This is a genomic window from Pseudomonas sp. S04, assembly GCF_009834545.1.
Lineage (GTDB): Bacteria > Pseudomonadota > Gammaproteobacteria > Pseudomonadales > Pseudomonadaceae > Aquipseudomonas.
The window spans coordinates 2,284,092-2,310,010 of record NZ_CP019427.1; the positions used below are offsets into that span (position 1 = coordinate 2,284,092).

At 56.6% G+C, this 25,919-nt stretch carries 22 protein-coding genes and 2 pseudogenes; 7 read left to right on the forward strand and 17 right to left on the reverse strand.

Annotated features, from left to right (window positions below; translation table 11 throughout):
• The first annotated feature begins 149 nt into the window (after positions 1-149).
• Positions 150-1,841: a urocanate hydratase gene (gene hutU, locus PspS04_RS10330; RefSeq protein WP_159995005.1), complete on the forward strand. Its 1,692-nt coding sequence runs from the start codon at positions 150-152 to the stop codon at positions 1,839-1,841.
• Complete coding sequence (gene hutH, locus PspS04_RS10335; protein ID WP_159995007.1) at positions 1,838-3,370, forward strand: histidine ammonia-lyase; 1,533 nt, start codon at positions 1,838-1,840, stop codon at positions 3,368-3,370. Before hutU ends, hutH begins: the two co-directional genes overlap by 4 nt.
• 246 nt (positions 3,371-3,616) lie before the next feature.
• On the opposite strand, the pseudogene PspS04_RS27740 reads toward hutH, so the two are convergent.
• The 3 genes and pseudogenes from PspS04_RS27740 to hisC form a co-directional block, all read right to left on the reverse strand.
• Positions 3,617-4,546, reverse strand: a pseudogene (locus tag PspS04_RS27740) (hypothetical protein).
• 79 nt (positions 4,547-4,625) lie between these two features.
• On the reverse strand, positions 4,626-5,363 hold the full coding sequence (gene hutC, locus PspS04_RS10345; protein ID WP_159389959.1) for a histidine utilization repressor: 738 nt from the start codon (positions 5,361-5,363) through the stop codon (positions 4,626-4,628).
• Positions 5,363-6,499: a histidinol-phosphate transaminase gene (gene hisC, locus PspS04_RS10350; RefSeq protein ID WP_159995011.1), complete on the reverse strand. Its 1,137-nt coding sequence runs from the start codon at positions 6,497-6,499 to the stop codon at positions 5,363-5,365. Before hisC ends, hutC begins: the two co-directional genes overlap by 1 nt.
• Before the next feature lie 737 nt (positions 6,500-7,236).
• Between hisC and PspS04_RS10355 the strand changes: the two genes are divergently transcribed.
• The 4 genes and pseudogenes from PspS04_RS10355 to PspS04_RS28095 all read left to right on the forward strand — a co-directional run bounded on the left by PspS04_RS10355 (position 7,237) and on the right by PspS04_RS28095 (position 10,990).
• Positions 7,237-7,584, forward strand: a complete 348-nt coding sequence (locus tag PspS04_RS10355) for a RidA family protein (protein ID WP_149630891.1) — start codon at positions 7,237-7,239, stop codon at positions 7,582-7,584.
• Positions 7,585-7,596: 12 nt separating this feature from the next.
• Complete coding sequence (locus PspS04_RS10360; RefSeq protein WP_159995013.1) at positions 7,597-8,832, forward strand: NAD(P)/FAD-dependent oxidoreductase; 1,236 nt, start codon at positions 7,597-7,599, stop codon at positions 8,830-8,832.
• A gap of 211 nt (positions 8,833-9,043) precedes the next feature.
• Positions 9,044-10,129: pseudogene (locus tag PspS04_RS28090) on the forward strand (cache domain-containing protein); the annotation flags it as partial.
• 93 nt (positions 10,130-10,222) lie between these two features.
• Positions 10,223-10,990 carry a methyl-accepting chemotaxis protein gene (locus PspS04_RS28095; RefSeq protein WP_442966640.1) on the forward strand — a complete coding sequence of 256 codons (768 nt, stop codon included), beginning with the start codon at positions 10,223-10,225 and terminating at the stop codon, positions 10,988-10,990.
• A 243-nt stretch (positions 10,991-11,233) separates the two neighbouring features.
• On the opposite strand, the gene PspS04_RS10370 is transcribed toward PspS04_RS28095, so the two are convergent.
• The 8 genes from PspS04_RS10370 to tnpA all read right to left on the reverse strand — a co-directional run bounded on the left by PspS04_RS10370 (position 11,234) and on the right by tnpA (position 18,031).
• Positions 11,234-11,902 carry an RraA family protein gene (locus PspS04_RS10370; RefSeq protein ID WP_159995017.1) on the reverse strand — a complete coding sequence of 223 codons (669 nt, stop codon included), beginning with the start codon at positions 11,900-11,902 and terminating at the stop codon, positions 11,234-11,236.
• A 37-nt stretch (positions 11,903-11,939) separates the two neighbouring features.
• The gene (locus tag PspS04_RS10375; protein ID WP_162530198.1) at positions 11,940-12,719 is read right to left on the reverse strand and encodes an amino acid ABC transporter ATP-binding protein; all 780 of its coding nucleotides are present in this window, start codon (positions 12,717-12,719) and stop codon (positions 11,940-11,942) included.
• On the reverse strand, positions 12,716-13,384 hold the full coding sequence (locus PspS04_RS10380; protein WP_162530199.1) for an amino acid ABC transporter permease: 669 nt from the start codon (positions 13,382-13,384) through the stop codon (positions 12,716-12,718). Before PspS04_RS10380 ends, PspS04_RS10375 begins: the two co-directional genes overlap by 4 nt.
• A gap of 2 nt (positions 13,385-13,386) precedes the next feature.
• Positions 13,387-13,779: an amino acid ABC transporter permease gene (locus PspS04_RS10385; protein ID WP_202982082.1), complete on the reverse strand. Its 393-nt coding sequence runs from the start codon at positions 13,777-13,779 to the stop codon at positions 13,387-13,389.
• Positions 13,780-13,874: 95 nt separating this feature from the next.
• Entirely contained in the window at positions 13,875-15,641 is a 1,767-nt protein-coding gene (gene ltrA / locus PspS04_RS10390) for a group II intron reverse transcriptase/maturase (protein WP_342792459.1), read from the reverse strand.
• 115 nt (positions 15,642-15,756) lie between these two features.
• The gene (gene tnpC, locus PspS04_RS10395) at positions 15,757-17,283 is read right to left on the reverse strand and encodes an IS66 family transposase (protein ID WP_150762972.1); all 1,527 of its coding nucleotides are present in this window, start codon (positions 17,281-17,283) and stop codon (positions 15,757-15,759) included.
• A gap of 83 nt (positions 17,284-17,366) precedes the next feature.
• Positions 17,367-17,702 carry an IS66 family insertion sequence element accessory protein TnpB gene (tnpB, locus tag PspS04_RS27745; protein WP_017279403.1) on the reverse strand — a complete coding sequence of 112 codons (336 nt, stop codon included), beginning with the start codon at positions 17,700-17,702 and terminating at the stop codon, positions 17,367-17,369.
• A complete protein-coding gene (gene tnpA, locus PspS04_RS10405) occupies positions 17,699-18,031 on the reverse strand; it encodes an IS66-like element accessory protein TnpA (RefSeq protein WP_223441328.1) in 333 nt (110 codons plus the stop codon). The genes tnpB and tnpA overlap by 4 nt, the downstream gene beginning before the upstream one ends.
• Before the next feature lie 87 nt (positions 18,032-18,118).
• On the opposite strand from tnpA, the gene PspS04_RS10410 reads away from it, so the two are divergent.
• Positions 18,119-18,508: a DMT family transporter gene (locus tag PspS04_RS10410; RefSeq protein ID WP_237234983.1), complete on the forward strand. Its 390-nt coding sequence runs from the start codon at positions 18,119-18,121 to the stop codon at positions 18,506-18,508.
• Positions 18,509-18,536: 28 nt separating this feature from the next.
• Here PspS04_RS10410 and PspS04_RS10415 read toward each other — a convergent pair whose 3' ends face one another.
• The 6 genes from PspS04_RS10415 to PspS04_RS10440 all read right to left on the reverse strand — a co-directional run bounded on the left by PspS04_RS10415 (position 18,537) and on the right by PspS04_RS10440 (position 25,893).
• Entirely contained in the window at positions 18,537-19,964 is a 1,428-nt protein-coding gene (locus PspS04_RS10415) for a tyrosine-type recombinase/integrase (RefSeq protein WP_159995021.1), read from the reverse strand.
• A gap of 502 nt (positions 19,965-20,466) precedes the next feature.
• Positions 20,467-20,856, reverse strand: a complete 390-nt coding sequence (locus PspS04_RS10420) for a hypothetical protein (protein WP_159995023.1) — start codon at positions 20,854-20,856, stop codon at positions 20,467-20,469.
• Positions 20,857-20,920: 64 nt separating this feature from the next.
• On the reverse strand, positions 20,921-21,715 hold the full coding sequence (locus PspS04_RS10425; RefSeq protein ID WP_159995024.1) for an SDR family NAD(P)-dependent oxidoreductase: 795 nt from the start codon (positions 21,713-21,715) through the stop codon (positions 20,921-20,923).
• A gap of 59 nt (positions 21,716-21,774) precedes the next feature.
• Entirely contained in the window at positions 21,775-23,013 is a 1,239-nt protein-coding gene (locus tag PspS04_RS10430) for a thiolase family protein (protein ID WP_159995026.1), read from the reverse strand.
• 171 nt (positions 23,014-23,184) lie between these two features.
• Positions 23,185-24,741 (reverse strand): AMP-binding protein, encoded by a 1,557-nt coding sequence (locus PspS04_RS10435; protein WP_159995028.1) that lies wholly within the window; start codon positions 24,739-24,741, stop codon positions 23,185-23,187.
• A 21-nt stretch (positions 24,742-24,762) separates the two neighbouring features.
• Positions 24,763-25,893: a saccharopine dehydrogenase family protein gene (locus tag PspS04_RS10440; protein WP_159995030.1), complete on the reverse strand. Its 1,131-nt coding sequence runs from the start codon at positions 25,891-25,893 to the stop codon at positions 24,763-24,765.
• Between the last annotated feature and the right edge of the window lie 26 nt (positions 25,894-25,919).

A 25,919-nucleotide genomic window follows, 5' to 3' on the forward strand; every position in this document is an offset into this window, starting at 1 on the left:
CCCGGTGGATGAACGGGTCACAAAAAGACCAATTACAGGTGAGTAAAATTTTGCTTGATTATGGTTGTATATACATGATTATATTTATGTGCAATCTGTAGCGCTAAACCAATAAATAGGCTGAGAAAGTCATTTCGAGAGGATTACCGGTGAGCAAGCCATCCCATTTCCGTAATGTCGAAATCCGCGCCGCGCGTGGTAATAAGCTGACCGCCAAAAGCTGGCTGACTGAAGCTCCACTGCGCATGTTGATGAACAACCTCGACCCGGAAGTGGCCGAGAACCCAAAAGAACTGGTGGTTTACGGTGGCATCGGTCGTGCGGCGCGTAACTGGGAGTGCTACGACAAGATCGTCGAGAGCCTGACCAACCTGAACGACGACGAGACCCTGCTGGTGCAATCCGGCAAGCCGGTCGGCGTGTTCAAGACCCACAGCAATGCCCCGCGCGTACTGATCGCCAACTCCAACCTGGTGCCACACTGGGCGAGCTGGGAGCACTTCAACGAACTCGACGCCAAAGGCCTGGCCATGTACGGCCAGATGACCGCCGGCAGTTGGATCTACATCGGCAGCCAGGGCATCGTCCAAGGCACCTACGAAACCTTCGTCGAAGCCGGTCGCCAGCACTATAACGATGACCTCAAGGGTCGTTGGGTGCTGACCGCAGGCCTCGGCGGTATGGGCGGTGCCCAGCCGCTAGCTGCGACCCTGGCCGGCGCTTGCTCGCTGAACATCGAATGCCAGCAAGTCAGCATCGATTTCCGTCTGAATAGCCGCTATGTCGACGAGCAAGCCACTGACCTCGACGACGCGCTGGCCCGCATCGCCAAATACACCAAGGAAGGCAAGGCGATTTCCATCGCGCTGCTGGGTAACGCGGCGGAGATCCTGCCGGAACTGGTCAAGCGTGGCGTGCGCCCGGACATGGTCACCGACCAGACCAGTGCCCACGACCCGCTCAACGGTTACCTGCCGGCCGGCTGGACCTGGGAAGAGTACCGCGCTCGCGCCAAGACCGAGCCGGCTGCCGTGGTCAAAGCCGCCAAGCAATCGATGGCGGTGCACGTCAAGGCGATGCTCGACTTCCAGAAAATGGGCATTCCGACCTTCGACTACGGCAACAATATCCGTCAAATGGCTCAGGAAGAGGGCGTCGAGAACGCATTCGACTTCCCGGGTTTCGTACCGGCTTACATCCGTCCGCTGTTCTGCCGTGGCATCGGCCCGTTCCGCTGGGCTGCACTGTCGGGCGACGCCGAAGACATCTACAAAACCGACACCAAGGTCCAAGAACTCATTCCGGACGACGCCCACCTGCACAACTGGCTGGACATGGCGCGCGAGCGCATCAGCTTCCAGGGTCTGCCGGCACGTATCTGCTGGGTGGGCCTGGGCCTGCGCGCCAAGCTCGGTCTGGCGTTCAACGAAATGGTGCGCAGCGGTGAATTGTCCGCGCCCATCGTGATCGGTCGCGACCACCTGGACTCCGGTTCGGTTGCCAGCCCGAACCGCGAAACCGAATCGATGCAGGATGGTTCCGATGCCGTGTCCGACTGGCCACTGCTCAACGCTCTGCTCAACACCGCGAGCGGCGCGACCTGGGTTTCCCTGCACCACGGCGGCGGCGTCGGCATGGGCTTCTCCCAGCACTCGGGCATGGTGATTGTCTGCGACGGTACTGACGAAGCGGCCGAGCGTATCGCTCGCGTCCTGCACAACGACCCGGCGACCGGTGTCATGCGTCACGCCGATGCGGGTTACCAGATCGCAATAGATTGCGCCAAAGAGCAAGGCTTAAACCTGCCAATGATCACCCCTGTTAAAGGAGCCAAAGCATGAACACACTCAACATTATCCCAGGCCAACTGAGCCTTGCCCAACTGCGTGATGTCTACCAGCACCCGGTGAAAATTACCCTCGACAACAGTGCTTCGGCCCAGATTGAAGCCAGCGTTGCCTGCGTGGAACAGATCCTCGCCGAGAACCGCACCGCCTACGGTATCAATACCGGTTTCGGCCTGCTGGCCTCGACCCGCATCGCCACCGACGACCTGGAAAACCTCCAGCGCTCGTTGGTTCTGTCCCACGCTGCCGGTGTTGGCGAGCCGATCAGCGATGCGCTAGTCCGACTGGTTATGGTGCTCAAGGTCAACAGCCTGAGCCGTGGCTTCTCCGGCATTCGCCGCGTCGTTATCGAAGCGCTGATCGCATTGATCAACGCCGAGGTTTATCCGCACATTCCGTTGAAAGGTTCGGTCGGCGCATCCGGCGACCTGGCGCCTTTGGCGCACATGTCGCTGGTGCTGCTGGGCGAAGGCAAGGCCCGCTACAAAGGCGAATGGCTGGAGGCGACCGAGGCGCTAAAAATCGCCGGTCTGACTCCACTGACACTGGCTGCCAAAGAAGGTCTGGCGTTGCTCAACGGCACGCAGGTGTCTACCGCATACGCATTGCGTGGTTTGTTCGAGGGCGAAGATCTGTTCGCTGGCGCACTGGCCATTGGTGGTTTGACAGTTGAAGCAGTCTTGGGCTCGCGCTCGCCGTTCGACGCTCGCATCCACGCCGCTCGTGGACAAAAAAGCCAGATCGACACCGCTAGCGCTTACCGTGACTTGCTGGGCGAGCGCAGTGAAGTCTCTGACTCGCACCAGAACTGCGGCAAGGTTCAGGATCCGTACTCCCTGCGTTGCCAGCCACAAGTCATGGGCGCGTGTCTGACACAGTTCCGTCAAGCCGCCGAAGTGTTGGTCGTCGAAGCTAACGCCGTCTCCGACAACCCGTTGGTGTTCGCTACCGAAGGCGATGTGATCTCCGGTGGTAACTTCCACGCCGAGCCTGTGGCCATGGCTGCTGACAACATGGCATTGGCCATCGCTGAAATCGGTTCCCTGAGCGAGCGCCGCATTTCGCTGATGATGGACAAGCATATGTCGCAACTGCCGCCGTTCCTGGTGGCTAATGGCGGCGTGAACTCCGGTTTCATGATCTCCCAAGTCACCGCAGCGGCGCTGGCCAGTGAGAACAAGGCACTGGCGCATCCGCATTCGGTAGATAGCCTGCCGACTTCCGCGAATCAGGAAGACCACGTGTCCATGGCTCCAGCAGCCGGCAAGCGATTGTGGGAAATGGCTGAAAACACTCGTGGCGTGCTCGCTGTAGAGTGGCTAGCTGCGTGCCAGGGCCTAGACTTGCGCGAAGGTCTGAAGACCTCGGCGAAGCTGGAGCTTGCCCGCACCAGTCTGCGCAGCAAAGTGGCCTACTACGAGAAAGATCGCTTCTTCGCGCCGGATATCAACGCGGCGAGCGAGCTGTTGGCTTCCCGTTGCTTGAACGAATTGGTGTTGCCGAAGTTGCTGCCAAGCTTGTAATCGTGGGGAGGGGCCTTTGGCCCCTGTCTCGGGTGAGCTGAATTGGTCGAGTCATTCCACACATTAGCTACAATGTTTATGCAGTTTTTGCTCTACAGCTATTGGCGACAGGCAGTCGTTGTAGCTGTGGAGCTTTTTTGCGTTTGTAGTACATGAAAATTCACGACAGCCATGGCCTGAGATTTTTGAGTCTCAGGGAGATGCCTATGACGGCCGCATTTTCGCTGAAGCGCTGTTACAGAATCTCTAAACGCCCGCCCGTTCCACCGGCAAACCTTGCGTCGGATTGTTGGCAGCAAGATCGAAGCTCTTGGCATTAGTTTCATCTGCCTGCTTGCCAAGCCTCCATCCCAGGCAGCCTCAGAGCAATGCGGGCACTCTACTGACAACTGCAAGCAGGCCGCCAACTTGGCCCAGCATATCAAGCGCACTATTGACCCAACCGCTAATGGCATCGACTGCGCGATAAACGACGGTATCGATGATGCTGTTGGCCTTGTATTTACTCTCGGCGTCGAGTGGCGCGAAGAGCATCTCCCGGCCCGGACGGGCGAAGGCATATTCGTCGATGCGACGCACGGTCATTAGGACAGTGAGGATGATACAGCTTGGCGCCAGCGCGAGCTCAATCAAGCCGATGCATATCAGCAGCGGCACGATCGCCAGAAGCATGCGCCCCCCAACCTCTCCGCCAAGCGGCCAGTCAGGAATAGCTGCGAGAATAGGGCGCCAGCCTGGACAATGAAGTCGATGATTCCGAATACGCGAATCTGAGTCAGCAGTATCTGACCTGTCTATCCCCGTTGGCCGACTAACAACGCGCTGAGTGTAGGCCCTACCAGACCGCCAACATTGGTGTCAGCCGCAATGAAGGCAGATGCGCGTCCGGCTTGCACGCCGTCGAATACGTCCGCATTAGGCTCCCGGCGACCGAGACGTAGACTCAGTCGACGGAGTGTGGCCGTGTCACTTGGGAATTGAGCCAGGCAAATATGGGAACTGCGGCGAGCATAATGAAGAGGGTCGTGGTAAGCAGCCATTGAAAATTCTTCTTTCCCCGCCTTTATGTCAATGGATTCGCGAATCCGGCGCAGAATGAAGTAGTCAGTGAGGAAGCAAAAAACAGCAGGAAGAGACTGAGGTTGCGTCGAGCAATTCTTGATATTCGGCGTTGATACCCTGGCTCAACGGAGCTGCAGGATTGACGTTTTCATCCCATATCAGGATGGTTCAAATCATCAAGAGCCTTCAAGCCTCAACTGTCTCTGTGCGCCCCATTTACTGGCAGGCGGCTGCCTAGTCGATAGCGTGAGGACGGATGTACTAAACGTACATAGGTGACGATTTTGCTCTGACTCCAGGTTCGGCGTATGAGCACGAGGCAAGGTTCATTAGCATCGATTTGCATGTGTTTGCTTTCTTCGTTGCTGGGGTGACAGGCTTCGACGATGTGTTCCATCTCGTCGGGCTTGATGACCCGCAACAGGTACTTGGCCGGTTGCAGGTGCTCGCCAAAATCTTGTTTCAGAAATTCTGGCACCAGCTCGGGATTGACGTAACGATCCTCGAGTTGCACGGGTACACCTTCTTCGCTGTGAACACAGATCAGGTGGAAAACTGAAGAACCGGTGGTCAGGCCCAATGCGGACGCCACCGGCATTGAGGCCGATTCGCGCCCCAGGTGCAGGACGCGGCAGGTATAACTGTGACCTCGAGCAAGGATCTCGTCGGCAATGTTGGTGATACGCAGCAAGTTTGATTGCGGTTTGCTTTCGGCTACGAACGTGCCAACGCCTGAAATCCTGACCAGATGACCTTCTTCGGTCAGTTCGCGTAAGGCCCGGTTGACGGTCATGCGCGAAATGCCCAGTTCTTGCACCAATTGGTTTTCTGAAGAAATCAGGTCACCAGGTTTCCAAACGCCCGCGCGAAGTTGGTCTTGCACATAATCCTTTGCACGCCGGTAGAGCGCCTGTGGTGCATTTTTGATCATTAGTCAGCCCGTGTTTCGAGTGCGGCAAGGACGCTTGCCAGTGCGTGTAGGAAAAGGTCGTTATCCTCACAGCTTCCGACAGAGACGCGCAAGTACTCAGTGTATCCAACTTCGCGCCACGGTTTGATAATAACCCCTTCACGCAGCAGTGCTTGGTTGATTACTTCGGCCGGATAAGGTGTGCTAAAAAACAGAAAGTTGGCCAAGGACGGTGCGGTCGTAATGCCTTGCTCGTGCAGTGCCACTTCCAGCCGCCGGCGTTCGCTGGCGACATGGGATAGGCAGGCGTTTAGATGACCATCATCTGCCAGCGCCGCAATCGCTGCAGCTTGTGCCACGCTGTTGACGTTGAACGGGGTGCGCAGGCGGTTAATAAGATCTGCCAGCAGTGGATCGCTGACGATACCGTAGCCGATGCGCAAACCTGCCAAGGAATAAGCCTTGGAGAAAGTCCGCAGCAGGATAAACGGTTTGCCACTGGTCTGAATCAAACCGAGGCAATCCGGGTACTCGGCCTCCCACTGCGCGTATTCGTAATAGGCCTCATCAAACACCAGTAGACACTTCGAGGGCAATGCGTCGAGCAGCTGCTGCAACTCGTCGGCGCTTAAGGTGCAGCCGACCGGATTTGACGGGCATGAAAACATCAGCACATGGGTGTGGGGGGTGAGTGCAGCGATCATTGCCGCTACGTCGAAGGTGCCTCTGTCGGTCATGGGAACACCTACCACCCGGGCACCGGCTGCCATTGGGTATATGAAGTGCAACCCGAAAGATGGCACCACGGTAACTACTTCGTCATCGTGGTCTAAAAACACCCGGCTGATGACGCTCAACAAATCTTCCGAGCCGTTGCCGAACACCAATTGATTCTCGGGTACGTCGAGCTTTTCCGAGAGTGCAGAGCGTAATGCCTGGCAGCCAGCATCGGGGTATAGCGCAATTTCGCTGCAAGCTCGAGCCGTTGCGGCGCTAACGGCGGGTGCTGTGCCCATCGGGTTTTCGTTGCTGCCTAGTTTGGCGACGCGAGTCAGGCCGAAACGCTTGCGCACAGTATCCGAGGCAAGGCCGGCGTTGTAACTGGCCAGTTCGCGCACTTCTGCGCGGGCAAGCAGGTTCAAGTCATTGGCATTCATACAGGGCTAACCTCATTAGTGTCTTGCTGGAAGGCATTACGATCTAGGTGGTTCTGCAGGAGTTGCTGCAGACGCGGCTATTCGGCGTTATGGCTGATCTCGTACGGCTGTTAGTTGAATGGGTCTGAGCGGTATCAGTACATTCATGAGTAACATCCTTGGGAATCAGGATGAGTACGCAGCAGACATCTGTGTGTGCCTGTATATACCAGTAAGGCAAAATGCAGGCCAAAATGTCTGAGCTGCTCTTGATTCCGCAGTACAGGCCTGTTCCTAGCGGAGTAGATCAGGCTGATGATCGCTGCCTTTTAGCCTTGTGTAACCAATGGTTGCGCTAGAGTGTTACCCATGATGCCTGGTGGGGGAAAACGAAACCTTGAGTATCGGAGCACCTAAGGTGTCCTAATCGCGAGAGGAGGGTAAGTCGCTCTACCTCAGGCCAATGACGTATTTTTGATCGAGCGGCATGGTAAATGCTTAATCTTGTATATACAGGATTGGTATTTCAGGCTAAAACATACATTCACCCCTCCTGAACGTATGAATCAACGAGTCGACATGATCTCAAGCAGCTGTTCGCTCCTGATCTATGTGTCCGGCGTCCGCGAGGGGGATTACATGCTCAAGCGTATGCATGACTCAATGGCCTACCGTAAAAACCGCAGAAGTCGAATCGATGATTCACAACCGGTGCTCGTTGATGGGCGCCTCCTTGAAATACCCAAGAGAGAACTGCCATGACCGTTAGCAATCTGCCCTTTTCCAAAGTCCGCCACAGCCAGGGCCTGGTTTTTTTGTCTGGCGAATTGCCGTTTGGTGAGGACGGTAGCTTTCCTGAAGGTATCGAAGCGCAAACGCGTTTGACCTTGACGCGTATTGCCCAGACGCTGGAAGCCGAATCGCTGTCGCTGGATGATGTTGTCAGCGTTACCGTGTACCTGACCGACCGGAGTAATTTTGCCGAATTCAATCGGGCTTATGCATCATTCTTCACGACCAACCTGCCAGTGCGCGCGACCGTCTGCGCCGGCCTTGTGGTCGATGCATTGGTCGAGATCAGTGTCATCGCGCAACAGCGTGCTTGATTAGGAGGTAGCGTGAACGAAAAACAAGTGGTGGTACTGGGGGCCGGCATTGTCGGCGTATGCACGGCGTTGCATTTGCAACGCCGTGGCTGCGCGGTGACGCTGGTGGACAAAGGTTTGCCGGGGCGTGAAACGTCGTTCGGCAACGCAGGCATCATTCAGCGTGAGGCCATTGAGCCCTATGCGTTCCCAAGGGATCTTGCCAGCCTGATAAACGTGGCAACTAAACGCGACATTGGCGTTAACTACCATCTGCGCGCAATGCCTGAATACGTGCCTGCCTTGGTCAGGTATTGGGCCAACTCCGCGCCTAGGCATTACCAGGCCATTGCAGATGCCTTTCGCACGCTGATTGAGCACTCGATCAGCGAGCACTCGGAGTTGATTGAGCAAAGCGGTTCGCAAAACCTGATCGTGCGCAAAGGGTGGATCCAGGCTTTTCGTAGCCCAAAGCAATTCGATGAGGCGGTGGAGCGTGCGGTACGCGTGAGTGCACACGGCGTGTTGTCCGAGCCTCTGGACGGTGTTGCGCTCAGACTGGCGGAACCAGCGTTAAGCGATGCGTTGGTGGGGGGCATTCATTGGCTGCAACCCTGGACGTGCATTGAGCCGGGTGAGTTGGTGCAGCGTTATGCCGATCTGTTCGTGCGTGAAGGTGGGGAAATTGTGCGCGGCGATGCGCGCTCGTTGCGTCAGTCGGGAGCCGGCTGGAGCGTCGCCACCGATTCTGGATCGGTCGGCGCGTCGCAGGTGGTTGTGGCGTTGGGCCCTTGGGCTCACGAACTGCTTGGCGAGTTGGGCTACCGCATTCCGTTGTTCGTCAAGCGTGGTTACCACGCTCACTTTGCCGATGGCGCAACATTGAGCCGCCCGGTGCTGGATACCGAACAAGGCTACATGCTGGCGCCGATGAAGCGCGGTGTCCGCCTGTCGACGGGGGCAGAGTTCGCCAGCCTAAGTGCGCCGCCAACACCGGTGCAGTTGGCCAAGGCCGAGCGGGCCGCACGGCAGGTATTAGCGTTAGGCCCCCAAGTGGAGCGCACGCCATGGAACGGCGCCCGACCCTGCACGGTAGACATGAAGCCGGTGATCGGCGCGGCGCCCTTGCATAAAGGGCTCTGGTTCAATTTCGGCCATGCTCATCAGGGGTTTACGCTAGGCCCGGTCAGCGGTCGACTGCTCGCAGAATTGATGATGTGTGAGACGCCAGTGGTCGATCCGGCACCCTTTGCTCCAGGGCGTTTCTGAGCTGAGTAGTGGTGCATGAGCCTTCTCGCCTATCTCCGTCGGAGTGACGGGCGAGAACATGCCTGTCGGGAAAATTAACACTGATTTTTATCTACGGACGCAGCACGTGCAGATTTCGTGGCAGTGGTCGTGGGCGCTGTTCTGATTTCAGTCGGTGTATCCGTTCCATCGGCTCGCCCTAAAATAATTATAAATACCCGCTGGAGAAGTCATGAACATCAAACAGAAGCTGACATGGGTATTTGCCGCCATCGCCTGCCTTCCGGTGATTCTGGTCGCGGTGCTCGTCGTATTGAACTTGCGCAGCGCAGCACAAGCGAATTTCCTGGATAGCAGCGGCCGTGAAATTCGTCAGATCGACAACGGCATGAAGCAGTTCTTTGAAAGCATCCGCCAAAACGTCGAATACCTTGCCAAGGATCCTCGGATTGCCACCGTCAAGGGATTGAAAAACTATACCGCTGCCAATGCTGAGCAAACCCCTGTGACCGAAGCCGATCAGCGACTCCAGGCTGTTTTCGATCAATTTGCCGAGACCCATCCGACCACCGCGTCCATTTCCTTGGGGCTCAACGACGGCGGTTTTGCCGGTTGGCCCGACGACCAGAAAATGGCCAGCTACGATCCCCGAGTGCGTCCTTGGTACAAGACCGCCATGGCGGCCGCGCCAGGCTCAACTGTGCGCACGGGCGCTTACTACTGGGCGCCTGATGACATGGTGCTGGTCAGCACGGTTCGCGCTTTCGCCGATGCCAGCGGCAACCCGGTGGGTGTTGTCGGCGTGGATGTCTCGCTCAAACAACTGACTGAACTGGTTAAAACCATCAAACTGGGCGACAGCGGATACCTGATGATGGTTGAAGCCAATGGTAACGTTCTGGTCGATCCCGCCAATGCCAAAAATAGTTTCAAGCCCCTAGCCGATCTGGGCCCTGGCTATACCGAGCTGGCAAATAGTGGCGATGGCATGACTCAGGTGGAGATCGATGGGGTGCCGTACATGGTTAATGTGGTCAGTTCCGAAAGCCTGGGCTGGCGCTTTATTGGTCTGATCAAGCGCGATGAAGTCATGGCTCAGGCCACCAGCCTGTCAGGGTTGATCGCGCTGATTGCCGCTGTGTTAGCCGTCATCTTTGCCATCGTCGGCGCGAGTTTCGCGAGCATGATTGTTCGACCGATACGTGGCGTTGCCGATGGCCTGCAAGAAATAGCCGAAGGGGAAGGCGACCTGACTCGCGAACTGGAAGTGCGGGGCAAGGATGAAACGGCGACATTGGCGGGTTTGTTCAACCAGTTCCTTGGAATGATTGCGCAACTGATGCGGCGAATCGGCAGCGCTTCTTCAGATCTGCAAGAGGTTGCGGCGGACACCAGTCAAGTGGCCAGCAACATGAACAACGCTGCCGTTCGACAACGCGAAGCGGTTGAGTTGGTAAGTACTGCGTTCAACGAGATGGTCGCGACCTCCAATGAAGTGGCGCGCTCTTGCAGTCAAGCGGCTTCAAGTGCGGACGTTGGTTATCGAGAAGTGCACGACGGACAAAAGCACATCGGCGAAGCCACGGGTAGCGTCCTTAAACTGAGCGATGATCTGCAACAGTCGGCGCGGACCATGCAGATGCTCGAGCAGGACAGCAAGAACATCAACACCATCCTCGATACCATTCGCTCTATCGCTGAACAAACCAACCTGTTGGCGCTCAATGCCGCCATTGAGGCTGCCCGCGCCGGCGATCAGGGTCGCGGATTTGCGGTGGTGGCCGACGAAGTACGTGCCCTTGCGCGACGTACTGCCGACTCAACTGGCGAGATCGACAGCTTGCTCGGCAATCTGGCGCGACGAACGCAGGAAGTGACACAACAGATGCAGAAGAGTCTACAGGCTTCTCAAGGCAGTGTTGAATCTATCCAGCAAGCGCGCGACAGCTTCGACAAGATTCTTGGTTCGGTGGACTTGATCCGTGACCAGAATGCTCAGATCGCCACGGCAGCAGAAGAACAGCATCAGGTGGCCGAAGACATCAACCGGCATATCGCGCAGATTCATGCCGATGCCCAACTGGTCGAAGAATTCGCACGCTCGGCGCATGCGGGATCGGGTCACTTGACGAATATTTCTGGTCAACTGAAGGGGCTGGTGGGGCGCTTCAAGTTCTAGCTTGTCTTAATTTGTGCGCAGCCACGACAAGTCATGCAAAGGGAAATATAAGGAGCTAAGAATAGGCAGGGAAGTTGGATATGGTCAGGAGACGATTCTCCGGCGTGCCTGCATGGGTTCAACATTGAGCTGTCACCGGTAGAGTTCGAACAGCACTCCGGAACGAAGATTTAGGGTGTCTAGAAATCCGGGACGATTCAATCTGAACCGCGATCTAAGCGCCCCTGAACGTAAACAAGTTAGCTACTCAATCGAACAGCCGTTACGAGTCAGTAATTCGTCTACCCACTTCCGGTCTGACATGCCGGCTTTGATCTGCGCCATCAACTCAACTTCATCATTATGTTTTTTCAGTGCCAACGCGTGTACTTCGACGTCGTGACGCGCCACGCTGACTACGCCGTCGGCATCACCACAAACCAAATCACCTGGGAGAATTACCATTCCGTTTAAGGCGATGGGTACATTGACCTCTCCAGGCCCATCCCTGAACGGCCCTCTATGGGTCACGCCCAAGGCGAAGACTGGAAAACTGCCAGCCAGCAGCTCTTCGCTGTCACGGATCGCACCTGAGATAACTAGCCCGCCGAGTTTGCGGTGTATTGCATGTGCGATCATCAGTTCGCCGATTAAAGCGTTGGTCAGGTCTCCACCGGCGTCTACCACCAAGATGTCGCCTGGTTCCGCCATGTCCAGTGCCTTGTGTACCAACAGATTGTCCCCCGGCCGTGTCTTGACGGTTAGCGCTGGGCCGACCATGCGTGGGCCTTTATAAAATGCCCGAAGATCAGCACTTCCGGCCGTCATACGCGCCATGCAATCGCTGATATTCGGGACGGGCAGGTTGCGAAAAGCCTCCACCCAATGCGGCGAGACTTTTTCGCCGCCTGCTTTGATTCTGAAACCGATCATGACTCGCTCCGCCAAAGTGGCTGACACAGGGTGCTTTTCAAAAATCGTTGCGCGCGTGATAACTTCGCAGAAATTGCTGTAAACGCGGCTCTTCGCTTTCCTTTAGCACCTGCTGCGGCGTACCGAACTGAACGATGCACCCTCCGTCCAAGAACGCGACTTTGTCGGCGGCTTTACCGGCGAAGCCCATCTCGTGTGTGACCACCACCATAGTCATACCTTCGTTGGCGAGATCGCGCATCACTTGTAGCACTTCGCCCACCAGCTCCGGATCGAGCGCCGAGGTGGGTTCGTCAAATAGCATCAAGGCCGGATCCATGGACAAAGCTCGCGCGATAGCGACACGTTGTTGTTGGCCGCCAGACAAAGCCGCTGGATAATTCTCGGCTTTTTGCGCCAAGCCTACTCGCTCAAGCATTCGCAGTGCCTTGGAGTGCGCATCGGTTGCATTCATTTTCTGAACGCGCAGCAACGGCTCTGCAACATTTTCTACTGCGGTCATGTGCGGCCAAAGGTTGAACTGCTGAAACACCATGCCTATGCTGCGGCGCATTTCCCGCAGCTCGCGGGCGGCCATGAGTTTGCGTTTACCGCCAGTATCTTGGTAGCCGATTATTTTGCCACCGATGGTGATTGTGCCTTTGTCATAAGTTTCGAGAAAATTGATACAGCGCAGGAGAGTGCTTTTGCCCGAACCACTTGGGCCGATCAGACAAATTACTTCGGAGCGCTGGACGTCCAGGCTGACATTCTTAAGCACTTCAAAATCGCCGTAGCTTTTGTGAACATTGGCGATGCTTATCAAGAAATCACTCATGCGCTTCTCTTCATATTCAGGTGCTGATTGATATGGCGTTCGGCACGTTGACCCAAGCGGGAAAAAATTTCGATCAGTAGCCAGTAGCCTAGGGCCAACTTCAGGATCGACTCGAACGAGGCAAAGGTTTCTATCGCCATTTTCTGAACCTCGAAAGTCAGGTCGGCCACAGTGATGATCGACAGCAGCGCAGTTTCCTTACATACGTTAATGATCATGTTTATCAGTGCGGGCGCCGCTGCTGTGAGAGCGCCGGGTAGGGTTACCCGACGTAGAATGGCGAATGGCGTCATAGCCAGACTTTGGGCGGCCTCGACTTGGCCTTTCGGAACCGCACTGAAGCCGCCTCGAAAAATTTCAGCGAAATAGGCGCTCCCGTGAACGATCAGCACCAGTATCCCGGCTGACAATGGATCAAGCATCAAGCCAATGGATGGGCCACCTGCGTACATGATGAAAATCATAACCAGCAAAGGTAAACAACGTAGCGAATCTACATAAACTTTGACTGCCGCGCGTACCGCGAACGAACTGGAACGCTGCAGTAGGGCGACACCTAGCCCGAGCAGCAAACCGCCGATGGAGGCAATGACCCAACTGGCTAAGGTGATCCATAGGCCATGGAGGATTGCAGGCAGATAGGAAAGAAAAGTCGCTAATTCCATAATTATCTCCTCGCCAGCTTGCGTTCCAGCAGCGAGCTGCAGAACGAAAGAATCAGGTTTGTAATCAGATAGAACGCACCCGCAGCGAGGTAGAACTCCATCGGACGATATGTGCTGGCGGCGAATGTCTGGCTAACTCTGGTAATTTCAGCCAGCCCCACCACTGACACTAGCGAAGATGCTTTAACCAGCATAATCAGCTCGTTGGTGATAGCCGGCATCGACAGCCGCAGCATTTGCGGAAGCAACAATCGTTGCCAGATCGACAACGGTGCGAAGCCCAATGCCAAGCCTGCTTCGACCTGCCCTTTGGGGATCGCGGCAAGTGCACCACGTAGAATTTCGGCGATGTATGCGCCCCCCACCATACCCAGGGCGCAGATCGCCGCGACCAAGGGCGAAAGATCAATTCCGGCGTAGGGGAGGAAGTTAGGTCGCGGTAGGGACGGCAGTTACCTGCCGCCCCCCGCACAGATCCGTACGTGCGGAACTACCGCATACGGCTCCTGCCTCGGGTATGTGACGCGAAGCGATCCTCAGGGTAAGGATGTGCATTTCTGGGTCTAGGTATGTAGAAGTCAGCAAGGCGTCCATAGCGTGACCATTGAAGCCTATTACGCTGGCTACGACGTGTGAGGGCTTGCCGCCATAGACGGCAGACCGCCGAACGAAAACCACCCAGACGTATCAGGTTTCCCGGCACCGCGTGGTAATTGAAGTAACCGCTCACCACCCGAGTGAGCCATTGCCCTTGAACCCGGATGGGTTCATGACGTCGACGTTTCAGCTCATCCCGAATGGCCAGCAGCGTCGCACGCATTCGCTTCTTGACCGTCAGTCGCAGTATTTGAAAGCCACCGTTTCTGTTGGTACTACAACAGTGTGTGAAGCCCAGGAAGTCAAAGGCCTGCGGTTTACCTAAACCTCGCTTCCTACGATTTCTCGCAGCAAAACGACCGAACTCAATCAGTCGTGTTTTCGAGGCGTTGAGCGATAAACCGAACTTGGCCAACCGTTCCTGCAACTGCACCAGAAACTGCTGAGCCTGCACTTTCGTCCTGAACCCCACCACGCTGTCGTCCGCGTAACGCACCACAATCACATCGCCACGGGCATGCCGCTGGCGCCACTGCCTTGCCCACAGATCCAACACGTAGTGCAGATAGATATTCGCCAACAATGGCGATATCACTGCGCCCTGGGGAGTCCCCTTGGTCGCAGCCACCCTACGGCCATCTTCCATAACACCCGCTTGAAGCCATTTGCAGATGAGCCCGAGCAGGCGCCGGTCTGCAATCCGGTGTCCCAGAAACATCAGCATCCATTCATGATCGATCTCATCAAAGAACGACGTGATATCCGCATCTAATATCCAGTTCACCTTCTGGCCTTTGAGCGCGACCGTTAAAGCATCCAGCGCATCGTGCTGGCTGCGTCCCGGCCGAAACCCGTACGAGAATCCTAGAAAGTCTTCTTCATAGATCGCATTCAGAACAGTAACAACTGCCTGCTGTACGATCTTGTCCTCCAGAGAGGCAATGCCCAGCGGGCGTTGCCTGCCATCGGCTTTGGGAATGTAGACCCGCCGCGATGGCGTTGCTCGATAGGCTCCACCGTGGAGCCTTGCGTGCAAATCGGTTACCCGCTGGAGAAGACCTTCCTCGTAATCCCGCCACGACATGCCGTCCACGCCTACCGCTGCATCGCGGCGCAGGGCATAGAAACTCTGCGCCAATAACTGCGGTGTGATGTGGTGCAGCAAAGCCGTGAACTGCATGCCCTTGTTCCTTCGGGCTGCTTCACGTACACCTTCAAGTCCCATCGACGCGCAACTGATCCGGCTCAGTGTCCGGGGCGCGGGAGGCTTGTTGGTGTTTCCCTTGGCTACGTCCCTTTCCTCCACTATCTCCGCAGGGCCAAGCCCTTTGTTCGATGGCTTCTCAGGTACTACGGACGTATCCGACTTCTCGGCGGCGTAGACAGCAGGGTTACGGCTTTTGGCCTTTCCTGCTCCGCCCGGTGCTTGCGCACCGGGCGCCGCTGAGATCTCCCAGTTTCCGTGCGAAGGACTTCCCGACGTGCACAGGGTCTCCGACCGCGCGGGATCAGAGCATGACTGGCGTATAACGCCATGCTCCGTATTGCCTTCTGCTTCGCTTAACAGCATCGGCATCCCGAATTCCTGATTACGCGGCTCAATGGCTGGCCCATCGGTTTCCCCTGTCAACGCTTCACCCCGCACCTCACGGTGCAACATGCATGACTCGGGGCCTGGTTGATTCGCCATTTCTTACCAGTATCGAACTTTCATCGACTATCCTCCGCCAGCTTTAACTGGCGCACTAAGCGTCCGCCAAACACACCTTGTGTGATTAAACGGGCGCCCACCTGTGCGGCAACAGCTCGGTTATCTCACTCGCACGCTGCGTCGGCAGGCGTGTAAGAACATCCTTCAAGTAAGCATACGGATCATGTCCGTTGAGCCGCGCCGACTGGATCAAACTCATGATCGCCGCCGCACGTTTACCGCTGCGTAACGAGCCCGCGAACAGCCAGTTCGAGCGCCCAAGAGCCCACGGCCGGATTTGATTCTCGCACCAGTTATTATCGATGGGCACAGCACCGTCATCGAGATAGCGCGTCAGCGCTATCCAGCGTTTGAGGCTGTAATCCAGGGCCTTGGCGATGGCCGAACCCTCAGGTACAAGCTGTCTTTGGGCGGTCATCCAGGTATGAAGTGCGTCGGCGATTGGCGCTGCTTTTTCCTGCCGTATTCGCTGTCGATCACCCGGTTCCAGCTCGCGGACTTCTCGTTCAACTTCGTACAAGGCCGCGATGTAGTGCAGCGCTTTTTCGGCGATCTGGCTCTTGTTGGTCGCATGCAAGTCGAAGAACTTTCGGCGGGCATGGGCCATGCAGCCGATCTCCGTAACGCCCAGTTCAAAGCCTGCCTTGTAGCCGGCAAAGTCATCGCAGACCAGCTTGCCGTTCCAACTGCCCAGGAAGGCTCGGGCATGTTCGCCAGCGCGGCTTGGGCTGAAGTCGTAAACGACCGCCGCCAGGTCGGAGAACTGACTGGTGGCATAGGCCCAGACATAAGCGCGATGAGTTTTTTTAGCGCCAGGCGTCAGCATTTGTACCGGCGTCTCGTCGGCGTGAACGATGCCGTGCGTCAGCACGGCTTCGCGCAGCGCATCGACTAGTGGTTGGAGTTGCACGCCGCAGTTGCCCACCCACTGCGCCAAGGTCGAACGGGCGATGGGCAGCCCGGCGCGACCGAAGATTTTTTCCTGACGATACAGCGGCAAATGATCAGCGAACTTGGCCACCATGACATGGGCCAGCAGGCCTGCGGTCGGTATGCCTTTGTCGATGACGTGCGCCGGTACCGGCGCCTGGATTAGCGTTTCGCACTGCTCGCAGGCCCATTTCCCACGGATGTGACGCTCGACGGTGAACACGCCGGGCGTGTAGTCGAGTTTTTCACTGGCATCTTCGCCGATGCGCTTGAGAGCACAGCCGCACTGGCAATGGCTGTTGTCCGGCTCGTGATGGATCAGCGTGCGAGGAAATTGCGGCGGCAGCGCTGCGCGCTTAGGTTGCTGGCGCACTTTGGCTTCGACGGGTGTCGGTTGCAGCGCCTCAAGCTCGGCTTCGATAGCGGCAATATCAGTATCGATCAAATCGTCGAGCAAGCTGGCCTGATCTGGACTTAGTTGCTCGCTGCGTTTGGCAAACTTGAAGCGCTTGAGCAGCGCGATCTCGTGGGCCAGCTTCTCGTTGACCGACTTTTGATGATTGATCTGCTTGTCCATCGTCTCGACGCGCTGGATCAACTGCGCCGCCAAAGCACGCAGTTCTTCAGGGTTTAATTGATCGAGATTCGGATGCGAAGTCATGCCGCCGATTTTGCCAGAGAGGGCTATGGGCGGCGATAGACTGATGCGCCAATTGCGCTGGCAAGCAGGCCATGGCAGGCGAGTTAGAGCACCGTGATGGCTCCTCCGGAACCGACGCGTTGCCAAGGTAAGCCGAGCACCAAGGCTTGAAGTTGCTCTGCATCCAGCTCGACTTCAGAACCGTGCCGCACGCCAGGCCAAAAGAAACGTCCTTGATTTAAGCGCCGGGCAGCAAGCCAAATCCCCAAGCCATCATGCACCAGCACTTTCATGCGATTGGCACGACGGTTGGCAAACAGATAAGCACAGTGCGGCTTCGCCGCACCGAACACCGCCACGACCCGCGCCAGCGCAGTTTCAGTGCCGGCGCGCATGTCCATGGGCTCGGTGGCGAGCCAGATGGAGTCGATGCGGATCATCGCAGCAGGTCTCGCAGGAAAGCAGAGCACGCCGCTGCATTTTCTGCCGGCCAACTCACCACGACTACGCCTTTTGAATGCGGCACTTCGATTCGGATCGTGGCAGGAAGGGCCTGATGCATCGGCAACGGCGGCGATGTCTTGACCGGGATGAAGGCGGTTTGAAGTGTCAGGCTTTTCTGCGCATGCACGCGTATCCATTTATGGACGAGGTTGGCGTTGAGGTTGTGGGTCAACGCGACATTGGCAATCGAGGTGTCAGGCTGCGCGCATTCGGCGATGACCTGGGCCTTGAAGGACTTTGAATAGGAACGGCGTTCTTGTGGCATAGGCGTCCGCTTAAAAAGGCTAAAAATGGTGTCCACTTAAATTTAGGTGGACACCATCGCCTCAAGCGACGGTGTCAGGAAGGTGTGTTGCCCGGACGGTTACGGATCTATTCACTGCTTGGCAAAACTGTCGCCGATCCGCTGGCAACCACAGCCGGCAATTTTCTGCGCTCGATTCCCCCGGTCTTGATTGCAAGTTTGCCGTTTCTCTCAGCGCTGCGTTGGGATCTGCTGGGGATATTTTATGCGGTTCTTTCCGGCGCGCTGGCGTCGGGCGTTGGCTACGCGGTCTGGTACGTCGCGGTGCGTTATCTTGCAGCGTTTCAAGCCGCGACGGTGCAGTTGAGCGTGCCCATCCTGGCTTCGCTGGCTGGTATCGTTTTTCTGGGGGAAAGCCTTAGCGTAAGGATGGTGTTGGCATCCGTCGCTGTGCTGGGGGGTGTTGCGTTGGTGTTGGGCGGCAAACAGCACGGCTAGTTGTCACCGGATGACGATGCCAGGAAAATCACTGCTGCTTTTCACCTGATGAGTATCCTAGTTCCTCTAAAGAGTCCTGGCCGATTATGATATCGGTGAGCTTCTCCCCCAGCAGATTCCAAGCTTCTTTTTTCTCTTCGGCATAATCATGGTGTAAGTAGTGACGGCGGACCCGGGAGCCTGCCAGCACGTGGTTCTGACAGCGGTCTATCACGTCAAGGCTTATGCCACAGGCTTGCATCATGGTCGCACCCGTTCGTCTCAAGTCATGGGGTGTCCATTCTCCATTGGCACCACCGGACAGCACCAGGGTGTCATCATGTCGGCGACGTGAAAGCGGCTTGCGATTTTTGAAGCGTGATTGGCGGTCTCCCACCTGTTTGCTGACGACCTTGAGATCGACATGACCATCATGATGCTTTGCGGGAAAGCACCATTGAGAGTTTCCTGTCAGCAGCCGAAGCTTGCTGAAATAGTGGATCGCAAACGCAGACAGGAACACGTGGTGGTCTTGTTTTCTCCCCCGGCTACCTTTGACGTTCGCCACAGGAATAAACCAGACACCAGTTTTCAAATCAATGTTTTTCCATTCGGCCTGAAGCAGTTCACCGATCCGGCATAACGTTCCCAAGCAGATCCAAAGCGCAAGTTGGGTCTCCGGCTTGAGTGGGCGAATCCCATCATACTTTTCGCCGGCAGGTAGTGCTGCATAGTCCGCAGTCATTTTTTGAAAGCGTTGGTTTAATTCTTGAAGTTCGATAGAGGAGAGGATCCGAGTTCGCTCCTCCTGATAGTCACTGGGTACAAGCTTGTTGATTTCGACCAAGTCTGCTGGGTTTCCATCAATCAGCAATGTTCGCCATGGCTGGCGTTTCTGCGCCCATCCAAACATCTGAACGATATCCGAAAAAAGACTGATGGCCTGACGAGTGGCGCCGCGAGCCATTACAGATCGCACCAGGCTCCGCAGGTCATGCTCATCAATTGAGCTGATGACTTTTGAGCCTAGGGCGGGGTAAAGATCTTTCGCGAATTTTCTCCGTAGCTCGGCATTACCATCCTTGCGCGCCACACCATCGCGAAGCCATTCTCCCGCGAGGTCTAGCAGCGTTAACTCCTTGGATTTTCGCTGGGCGGCTTCTGCGAGTTGCGCAGCCAGCTCCGCTTTCAGTCTGACCTTCTCTGCGCGTTTGTTCTCGTTTGGATTAATCCCTTTGGCTACAAGGTCTCGCGCTTCGTTGCGCTCCTTGCGGATCTCGGTCAACGACTTATTTGGCCAGGTACCGCACGAGAAACGGGTGTAAATCCCTTCCCAGCGAAACTGGAAGTAAAAGGGGATGGCGATACCTTTTTTGCGGAGTGAGACTCTGCCCGCGAGGCTGCCTTCGTCGCGTATCATGATTCCGACATCCTGCTCGGTCAGTGCTTCCAATTCCTTGGCAGTGAGCTTTACCATAATCAACCTCTTTATGAGTTTACTCCCACATTTACTCCCACCGATTCGTCAGCTAAAGGTAGATCAGGATAGAGGTCGTTGGAAGAATAAAGCGCTGAAAGGCCTTTTATTGCTGGGATTTAGGATTCTGTAGGAGAATGACGAGAGCCAAGGATGTCTAATGCTTAACTGAATGGGGTGCTAGGGGTCGAGTGTTCGAATCACTCCGTCCCGACCATATAATTCAAGGGGTTGCGAGACTTTATCTCGCGACCCCTTTTTATTTTACGGCGTTTTTACCCCTACAAAACGACTGGCTCTCAGTGGAATCCTCACTGCGTTCGCGTGAATTGATGCCTTATCTGGCAGTCGTCTCATGAGCAGGGCTGGAGAAAATTTACGCTATTTAGCCGTACCGGCGATGGATATGCATGCATGGATGATCGCCCAGCGTCATCTGGCGCCGACGCAGCGGGCGAGTGAAATCGATCAGTTACTGCCGGATCAGTGGCAACCGGTTTAGTTACGCAAGGCATGATGGCCGGATGCATACGTAATAACGCCAGAACAGTAATGCATAGACGATGTCACCCGATGCCACTACTGGCAATGGCCAGGGTATGCTGCCCGCCAGCCAGTGACCGTAAACCACCACAACAAACAGTACTTTCAGGATTATCCCGAGCAGGATATAGGGACGATACTGCAGCGGATCGCGAGCGATCATCCAATAGGCCCAGCCGAATATGATAACCAGGCACGTGGTGAGTTGAATGAAGAGGGTTGAGGTAGGGGTAATTTGCAGCCCCAACAGTGCAGCTACGGGTTGTAGGGCTACGAGTAATGGAAGACCTGCGAATACGTTGAAGCAGGCGGCAGAAATAAACAGCTTGCGTGTATAACTGTCGGTCATGGAATTGTTCCTGAGAGGTGGTGACGCTTCGCGTCGCGCTGAGACATCTTGTAACTTCCGGGTCTCAGCCAAGCAGCTTGAGTAATGCCGGATAGCTATTGGGGAACAGCCTGCTTATCCAGAACAAGGTGCTCGACTTGTTCCCTGTGATAATGCGTTTGGTTCCTTTGCGCAGCCCCTTGATGATGTCGCCGGCACAATCTGCCGCTGGCGTCAGTAGCATCTTGTCGGCAAGCGCTTTGAACCTTTCTTCTGTACTACCGGCGGCTTTACAGCGTCGTCCGGCCTTTTCAATATTGGTTTTGATTCCGCCAGGGTGCACACACACGGCGCGCACGCCGCTGCCCTCAAGTTCCGACCATAGTGCTTCGGTCAGACCCCGTACGGCGAACTTCGACATGTTGTAAGCGCTTTGCATCGGGAAACCTACCAGGCCAAATACGCTGGAAATGTTGACGATGCAGCCTTCCCGCTGGGCCTGCATCATCGGCAGGAACGCTTTGGTGCCGTACAGCACGCCCCACAGGTTGATACCGAGTTGCCACTCGTACTCATCGATGGAGGTGTTGGCAACTGTCCCGATGACTGCGGCACCTGCGTTATTGATGACGAAGTGCGCCGTGCCAAAATCTCGCTTTACCTCGTCGGCATGAGCCTGGAAGGCGTCCCAGGACGATACGTCCAAGAGGTAACCTTTGGCTTTACTGGCGTCAGGCAATAGCTTCATGGTTTTGTCGAGACCAACCTGGTTGATGTCCGACAGGGCGACGTGCGCGCCAGCTTCCGCCATCTGGATAGCCAACTCCCGACCAATGCCTGATCCTGCGCCGGTGATGACGACTACTTTGTTTTGGAACATGTTTTTTATCCTTCTTGTTTTGATTGGTTTGGCCACTACAAGTTTTTGGCTGACAACAATTATTTGCTGAGAATGTGGATCGCGACGGCTGCCTCCTCAATACCCTGCAAACCGCCGCCGTTCTCCTGGATTGCATGGCGTGCGCCATGTACCTGGCGTGTGCCAGCCTCCCCGCGCAGTTGCGTCACCAGTTCGTAGAGCTGGCCGATCCCGGTAGCGCCGAGTGGATGGCCTTTCGATTCCAGGCCACCTGAGGTATTGACCGGGATGCGCCCGCCCAGCGTGAATTCGCCACGTTCAGCCGCAGGTCCGCCCTGACCGAACGGGACCAGGCCCAGGTTTTCGACCTGAATGATTTCGCCCATCGCCGAGGCGTCATGGACTTCGGCGACATGCATGTCTTGCGGCCCCAGGCCCGCCTGTTCATAGGCCTGGTTAGCTGCCAGGTGACCGACGTTCAGTTCAGGCTGATCGAGCCGTCGATGGCTAAAGCTACGGATCACACTGGCCGCTACCTTGATGCAGCGGCTCTTGTCGGCACCGATGCGTGTGAGTCCTTCCTCGGTGCACAGGATGGCTGCTGCTGCGCCGTCCGACAGCGGCGCGCACATTGGCAGGGTGAGCGGGTAGGTGATCGGAGGGGCGGCAAGGATTTCGTCGATACCGAAGGCTTTGCGAAATTGCGAGTAGGGGTTATGGACCGAGTGAGTGTGGTTTTTTGCCGACACCGCTGCGATCTGCCGCTGCGTGGTGCCGTAGGTTTTCATATGCTGGCGGCACAATGCGGCATAGATGGCCATGAACTTACTGTAAGGCTTGTCCGATTCCGACCCGGCGGGCGGCACTACACCTTCGCCCATTTTTACCAGCGTCTGATAATTCTCTTCGGCGCGAGACACGTCCCAACCAGCCTCGAACAGCGAGAGGGCCTTCAGTTTATCCGGGATGTTCATCTTTTCCGCACCCAACGCCAGCGCGATACTGGCTGTACCGGCCTTGAGGCTTTGCACGGCCAAATTGAAGGCTGAGCTACCCGAAGCGCAGGCGTTCTCGATGTTATAGATAGGAATGCCTTCAATACCGATCTTGCTGAACACGACCTGACCTGGGATCGAGAGCTGACCTTGCAATGGGCCATTGGTCATGCCGGCATAAAACGCGATATCGAGATCGGCGGCAGTGCAGTGGGCGTCCTTCAATGCGCCCTGGAAAGCCTCACGTGCCAAGTCGTCGAGACTGCGTTCGATGTGGCGACCGAAGACGGTCATGGCGATGCCGGCGATATAGATATTGCTCATTGAAAATTCCTTATATTCAGTGGGTCAGTGTCCAGTTCGCACCCCACGGCGTGGTTGACGTTGGGTGCGCCTGGGCAGCGGCTTACTGAAGTTGCTGGTCGTTACCAGGTTCAGGTAGGCGTATCTCGGCCACGTGCAGACCGAGGTTGAGATCGACCTCGATTTTTCCCGTCAGATCTTCCGAGCTGATTTTTCCCAATAAGGCTGGCGCAGATCTTTCTTCAGCACCTTGCCCACCGGACTACGTGGCAGGCTGGTAGTGAAGTCGACCGACTTCGGTGCCATCACGCTGCCCAGCCTGGCCTTGCACAGCTCGATAAGCTCCTGCTCGGTGGTTTCCTGGCCTGGGTTGAGCTCGACCACGGCCTTGACGGCCTCACCCCATTTCTCATCGGGCACGCCAATCACGGCGCAGTCCTGAACGGCCGGATGTCCCCACAGCACTTGCTCGACCTGGCTGGGATAGACGTTGAAGCCGCCGGAAATGATCATGTCCTTTTTGCGATCGGTGAGGTGCAGATAGCCTTCGGCATCGATATGGCCGATGTCGCCGGTATGCAGCCAACCGTCGACGATGGTCTCGGCGGTCTTCTCCGGCTGCTTGTAGTAACCCTTCATGATCAGGTCGCCGCGCACGCATATTTCACCGGTTTCACCGCGCGGCAGGATCTGGTTGGTGTCGCTCATCACTTCGACGCGGACCAGCGGGTTAGGGCGGCCGACCGAGGACAGGCGTTCGTCGTCGGCGAATTGGTCGCCCACCAGATGCTCGTCAGGACGAAAGTTGGCGATGCTGGCCGGTGCTTCGGTCTGACCATAGCCGCCGGTCATGACCGGGCCGAAAATCTCGATAGCTTTCTTCAGCTTGTCTACCGACATGGGGGCCGCGCCGTACATCAGGTACTTCACCGAGGAGAAATCCAGCGTCTCGATACCGGGAATTTCCAACAGCCTGTAGATCACCGTTGGCGGCAGAAAGAGCTCGCTGACCCTGTGCTGCGCAATGGCGTTCAACATCAATGCCGGATCGGGTTTGGTAATGACCACTACAGTGCCACCTTGCGCCGTGCAGGGTACGGACAACAGGCCGGCAGTGTGGGTCATCGGTGCGGCGGCCATATTCACCGGCTTTTCACCATTGCGATAAGCACAGGTCAGCATGAAGTGGGCGATGAACGTCTGCACGCTGCGGTGGGTGTTCATCACGCCCTTTGGCGTGCCCGTAGTGCCACCAGTGGGTGAGACCGCCACCACGTCGTCCATGTCATAAGCGACTTCGGGACGGCTCGCCGGCTGGCCGGCACTCCATAGTTCCAACGAAGGTGCATCGACAGCATCGGCATCGATACAGATCCAGTGTTTGATCTTAGGCAGCCTGGACCGTAGCTCGGCGATGATTTGCGCGAAATCGTTCTGGTAGAACATCACCTCGCAGTCGAATGCGTCGAGGATGTAGTGATTCTCTTCGCTCGAGTTGCGCGCATTGACTGGAATCCAAGTCATGTTGGCGCGCCATAGACCCAGTGTGCAGGCCCAGGCGGTGACGTCGTTACCTGACCAGACGGCACCCTTGGTTTCCTTCGGCAAGCCCAGTGCGAGCAGCTTGTTGGCGATGCGACACGAGAGCTCGCCGATTTCGTTGAAGGTGTAAGAGCGCTCGCCCTGGATGTAGGCGACCCCGGCAGGGTTGATGCCCCAGCCGCGATCGTAAAAGTCGATGATGGCCATAAGTGGTTCCTGTGCCGGTAATCAGAGTTTGGTAACGGTGGCACGGGCCAGGCCGCGTTCTTCCAGGAAACCGAGCAGATAGCGGTGTCCAAAAGCCTTGGAACCGGAAGCGAAGCCGACCTTGTTGGTGTCGTCGTCGAGCAGCCTGATCGCCGCCGCGGCCTGTAGGGCACCGGTGGAAATATAGGGTGTGACGCCATGCACGGTAGCGCGCACGGCAGCCAGGTGACCGCGGCCGATAGCGATGTCGACGCTGCGTTGCAAGGTGGTGCGTTCGCGGGGCGGCATGCTCGGCGTGGTGGCCTCTACCAGGCTCTTCACCACCGCGTCCTGCTGCTCCTTGGACAGGTGCTTGTATTCCGCTTCCCACTTCTGGCTCAGGCCATGCACCATCGGCATCACATTGTTGTCGTAGAAACCGACCGCGGAGGTGCAGGCGCGCACGCGCGGATCATGCTCGAAGTAAATTGGCAGCGAGGTTCCCCCCCAAGGCAGGCAGAAAACCGGCTGCATGAAGTTGGGGTCGACAATGTTGAACGAAGCGGTGGCTGGGTGCTGCACCAGCTTGTTTTCCCACAGGTAGAACTGCTCCCGGTGGAACAATTCGAAAATCGAGGCCGCCGAGCCCAGGCTGACCCCGGCGACATCACGCGGGCCGCGGCATAGGGCGGCGGTTTCCAGTACGTCGATGCCGGGGGTTTCCAGCGCCAGTTCGGCGGCGATCTCGGAGAAGCTGAACATGTAGGACAGCGATGGCGAAACCAGCAGGCCAGCCTGACGATAGAGCTCGCCAAATTGCTCGCGAACCTGACGGACGTAGCTTTGCTCGCCGGTGGTATCTATGTGGTGGCAGCCGGCCTTGAGCGCGGCCTCGACGGTGGTCAAACCGAAGTTGACGAAGGGGCCAACGGTGTTGCAGACCACTTTGGCCCCCTTGAAGGCGGCGCTCAGCGATTCGACGTTGTGCTCGGCCTCGATGATTTCATAGGTCGCGGACTCCAGGCGTACCACACGTTGCGCCATCATTTCCTGCGCGCGCTTGGCATCGCGCGCCACAGCGGTGAAGGGGATGTTCTGGTCGATCAGCCAGTCCATGGTCAGCATGCCGGTGTAGCCACTGGCGCCATAGACAACTACGGGATACTTAGCCATTTCTATTGTCTCCAAAGTTTATTGTT

What these genes read in the sequence shown, in the direction of transcription:
- hutH (WP_159995007.1), top strand. Translation starts at nt 1,838, where the DNA reads ATGAACACACTCAACATTATCCCAGGCCAACTGAGCCTTGCCCAACTG.
- hutC (WP_159389959.1), bottom strand. Translation starts at nt 5,363, where the DNA reads ATGATCAAAAATGCACCACAGGCGCTCTACCGGCGTGCAAAGGATTAT.
- hisC (WP_159995011.1), bottom strand. Translation starts at nt 6,499, where the DNA reads ATGAATGCCAATGACTTGAACCTGCTTGCCCGCGCAGAAGTGCGCGAA.
- PspS04_RS10355 (WP_149630891.1), top strand. Translation starts at nt 7,237, where the DNA reads ATGACCGTTAGCAATCTGCCCTTTTCCAAAGTCCGCCACAGCCAGGGC.
- PspS04_RS28095 (WP_442966640.1), top strand. Translation starts at nt 10,223, where the DNA reads ATGAACAACGCTGCCGTTCGACAACGCGAAGCGGTTGAGTTGGTAAGT.
- PspS04_RS10370 (WP_159995017.1), bottom strand. Translation starts at nt 11,902, where the DNA reads ATGATCGGTTTCAGAATCAAAGCAGGCGGCGAAAAAGTCTCGCCGCAT.
- PspS04_RS10375 (WP_162530198.1), bottom strand. Translation starts at nt 12,719, where the DNA reads ATGAGTGATTTCTTGATAAGCATCGCCAATGTTCACAAAAGCTACGGC.
- PspS04_RS10380 (WP_162530199.1), bottom strand. Translation starts at nt 13,384, where the DNA reads ATGGAATTAGCGACTTTTCTTTCCTATCTGCCTGCAATCCTCCATGGC.
- ltrA (WP_342792459.1), bottom strand. Translation starts at nt 15,641, where the DNA reads ATGTTGCACCGTGAGGTGCGGGGTGAAGCGTTGACAGGGGAAACCGAT.
- tnpC (WP_150762972.1), bottom strand. Translation starts at nt 17,283, where the DNA reads ATGACTTCGCATCCGAATCTCGATCAATTAAACCCTGAAGAACTGCGT.
- tnpB (WP_017279403.1), bottom strand. Translation starts at nt 17,702, where the DNA reads ATGATCCGCATCGACTCCATCTGGCTCGCCACCGAGCCCATGGACATG.
- tnpA (WP_223441328.1), bottom strand. Translation starts at nt 18,031, where the DNA reads ATGCCACAAGAACGCCGTTCCTATTCAAAGTCCTTCAAGGCCCAGGTC.
- PspS04_RS10415 (WP_159995021.1), bottom strand. Translation starts at nt 19,964, where the DNA reads ATGGTAAAGCTCACTGCCAAGGAATTGGAAGCACTGACCGAGCAGGAT.
- PspS04_RS10420 (WP_159995023.1), bottom strand. Translation starts at nt 20,856, where the DNA reads ATGACCGACAGTTATACACGCAAGCTGTTTATTTCTGCCGCCTGCTTC.
- PspS04_RS10425 (WP_159995024.1), bottom strand. Translation starts at nt 21,715, where the DNA reads ATGTTCCAAAACAAAGTAGTCGTCATCACCGGCGCAGGATCAGGCATT.
- PspS04_RS10430 (WP_159995026.1), bottom strand. Translation starts at nt 23,013, where the DNA reads ATGAGCAATATCTATATCGCCGGCATCGCCATGACCGTCTTCGGTCGC.
- PspS04_RS10435 (WP_159995028.1), bottom strand. Translation starts at nt 24,741, where the DNA reads ATGGCCATCATCGACTTTTACGATCGCGGCTGGGGCATCAACCCTGCC.
- PspS04_RS10440 (WP_159995030.1), bottom strand. Translation starts at nt 25,893, where the DNA reads ATGGCTAAGTATCCCGTAGTTGTCTATGGCGCCAGTGGCTACACCGGC.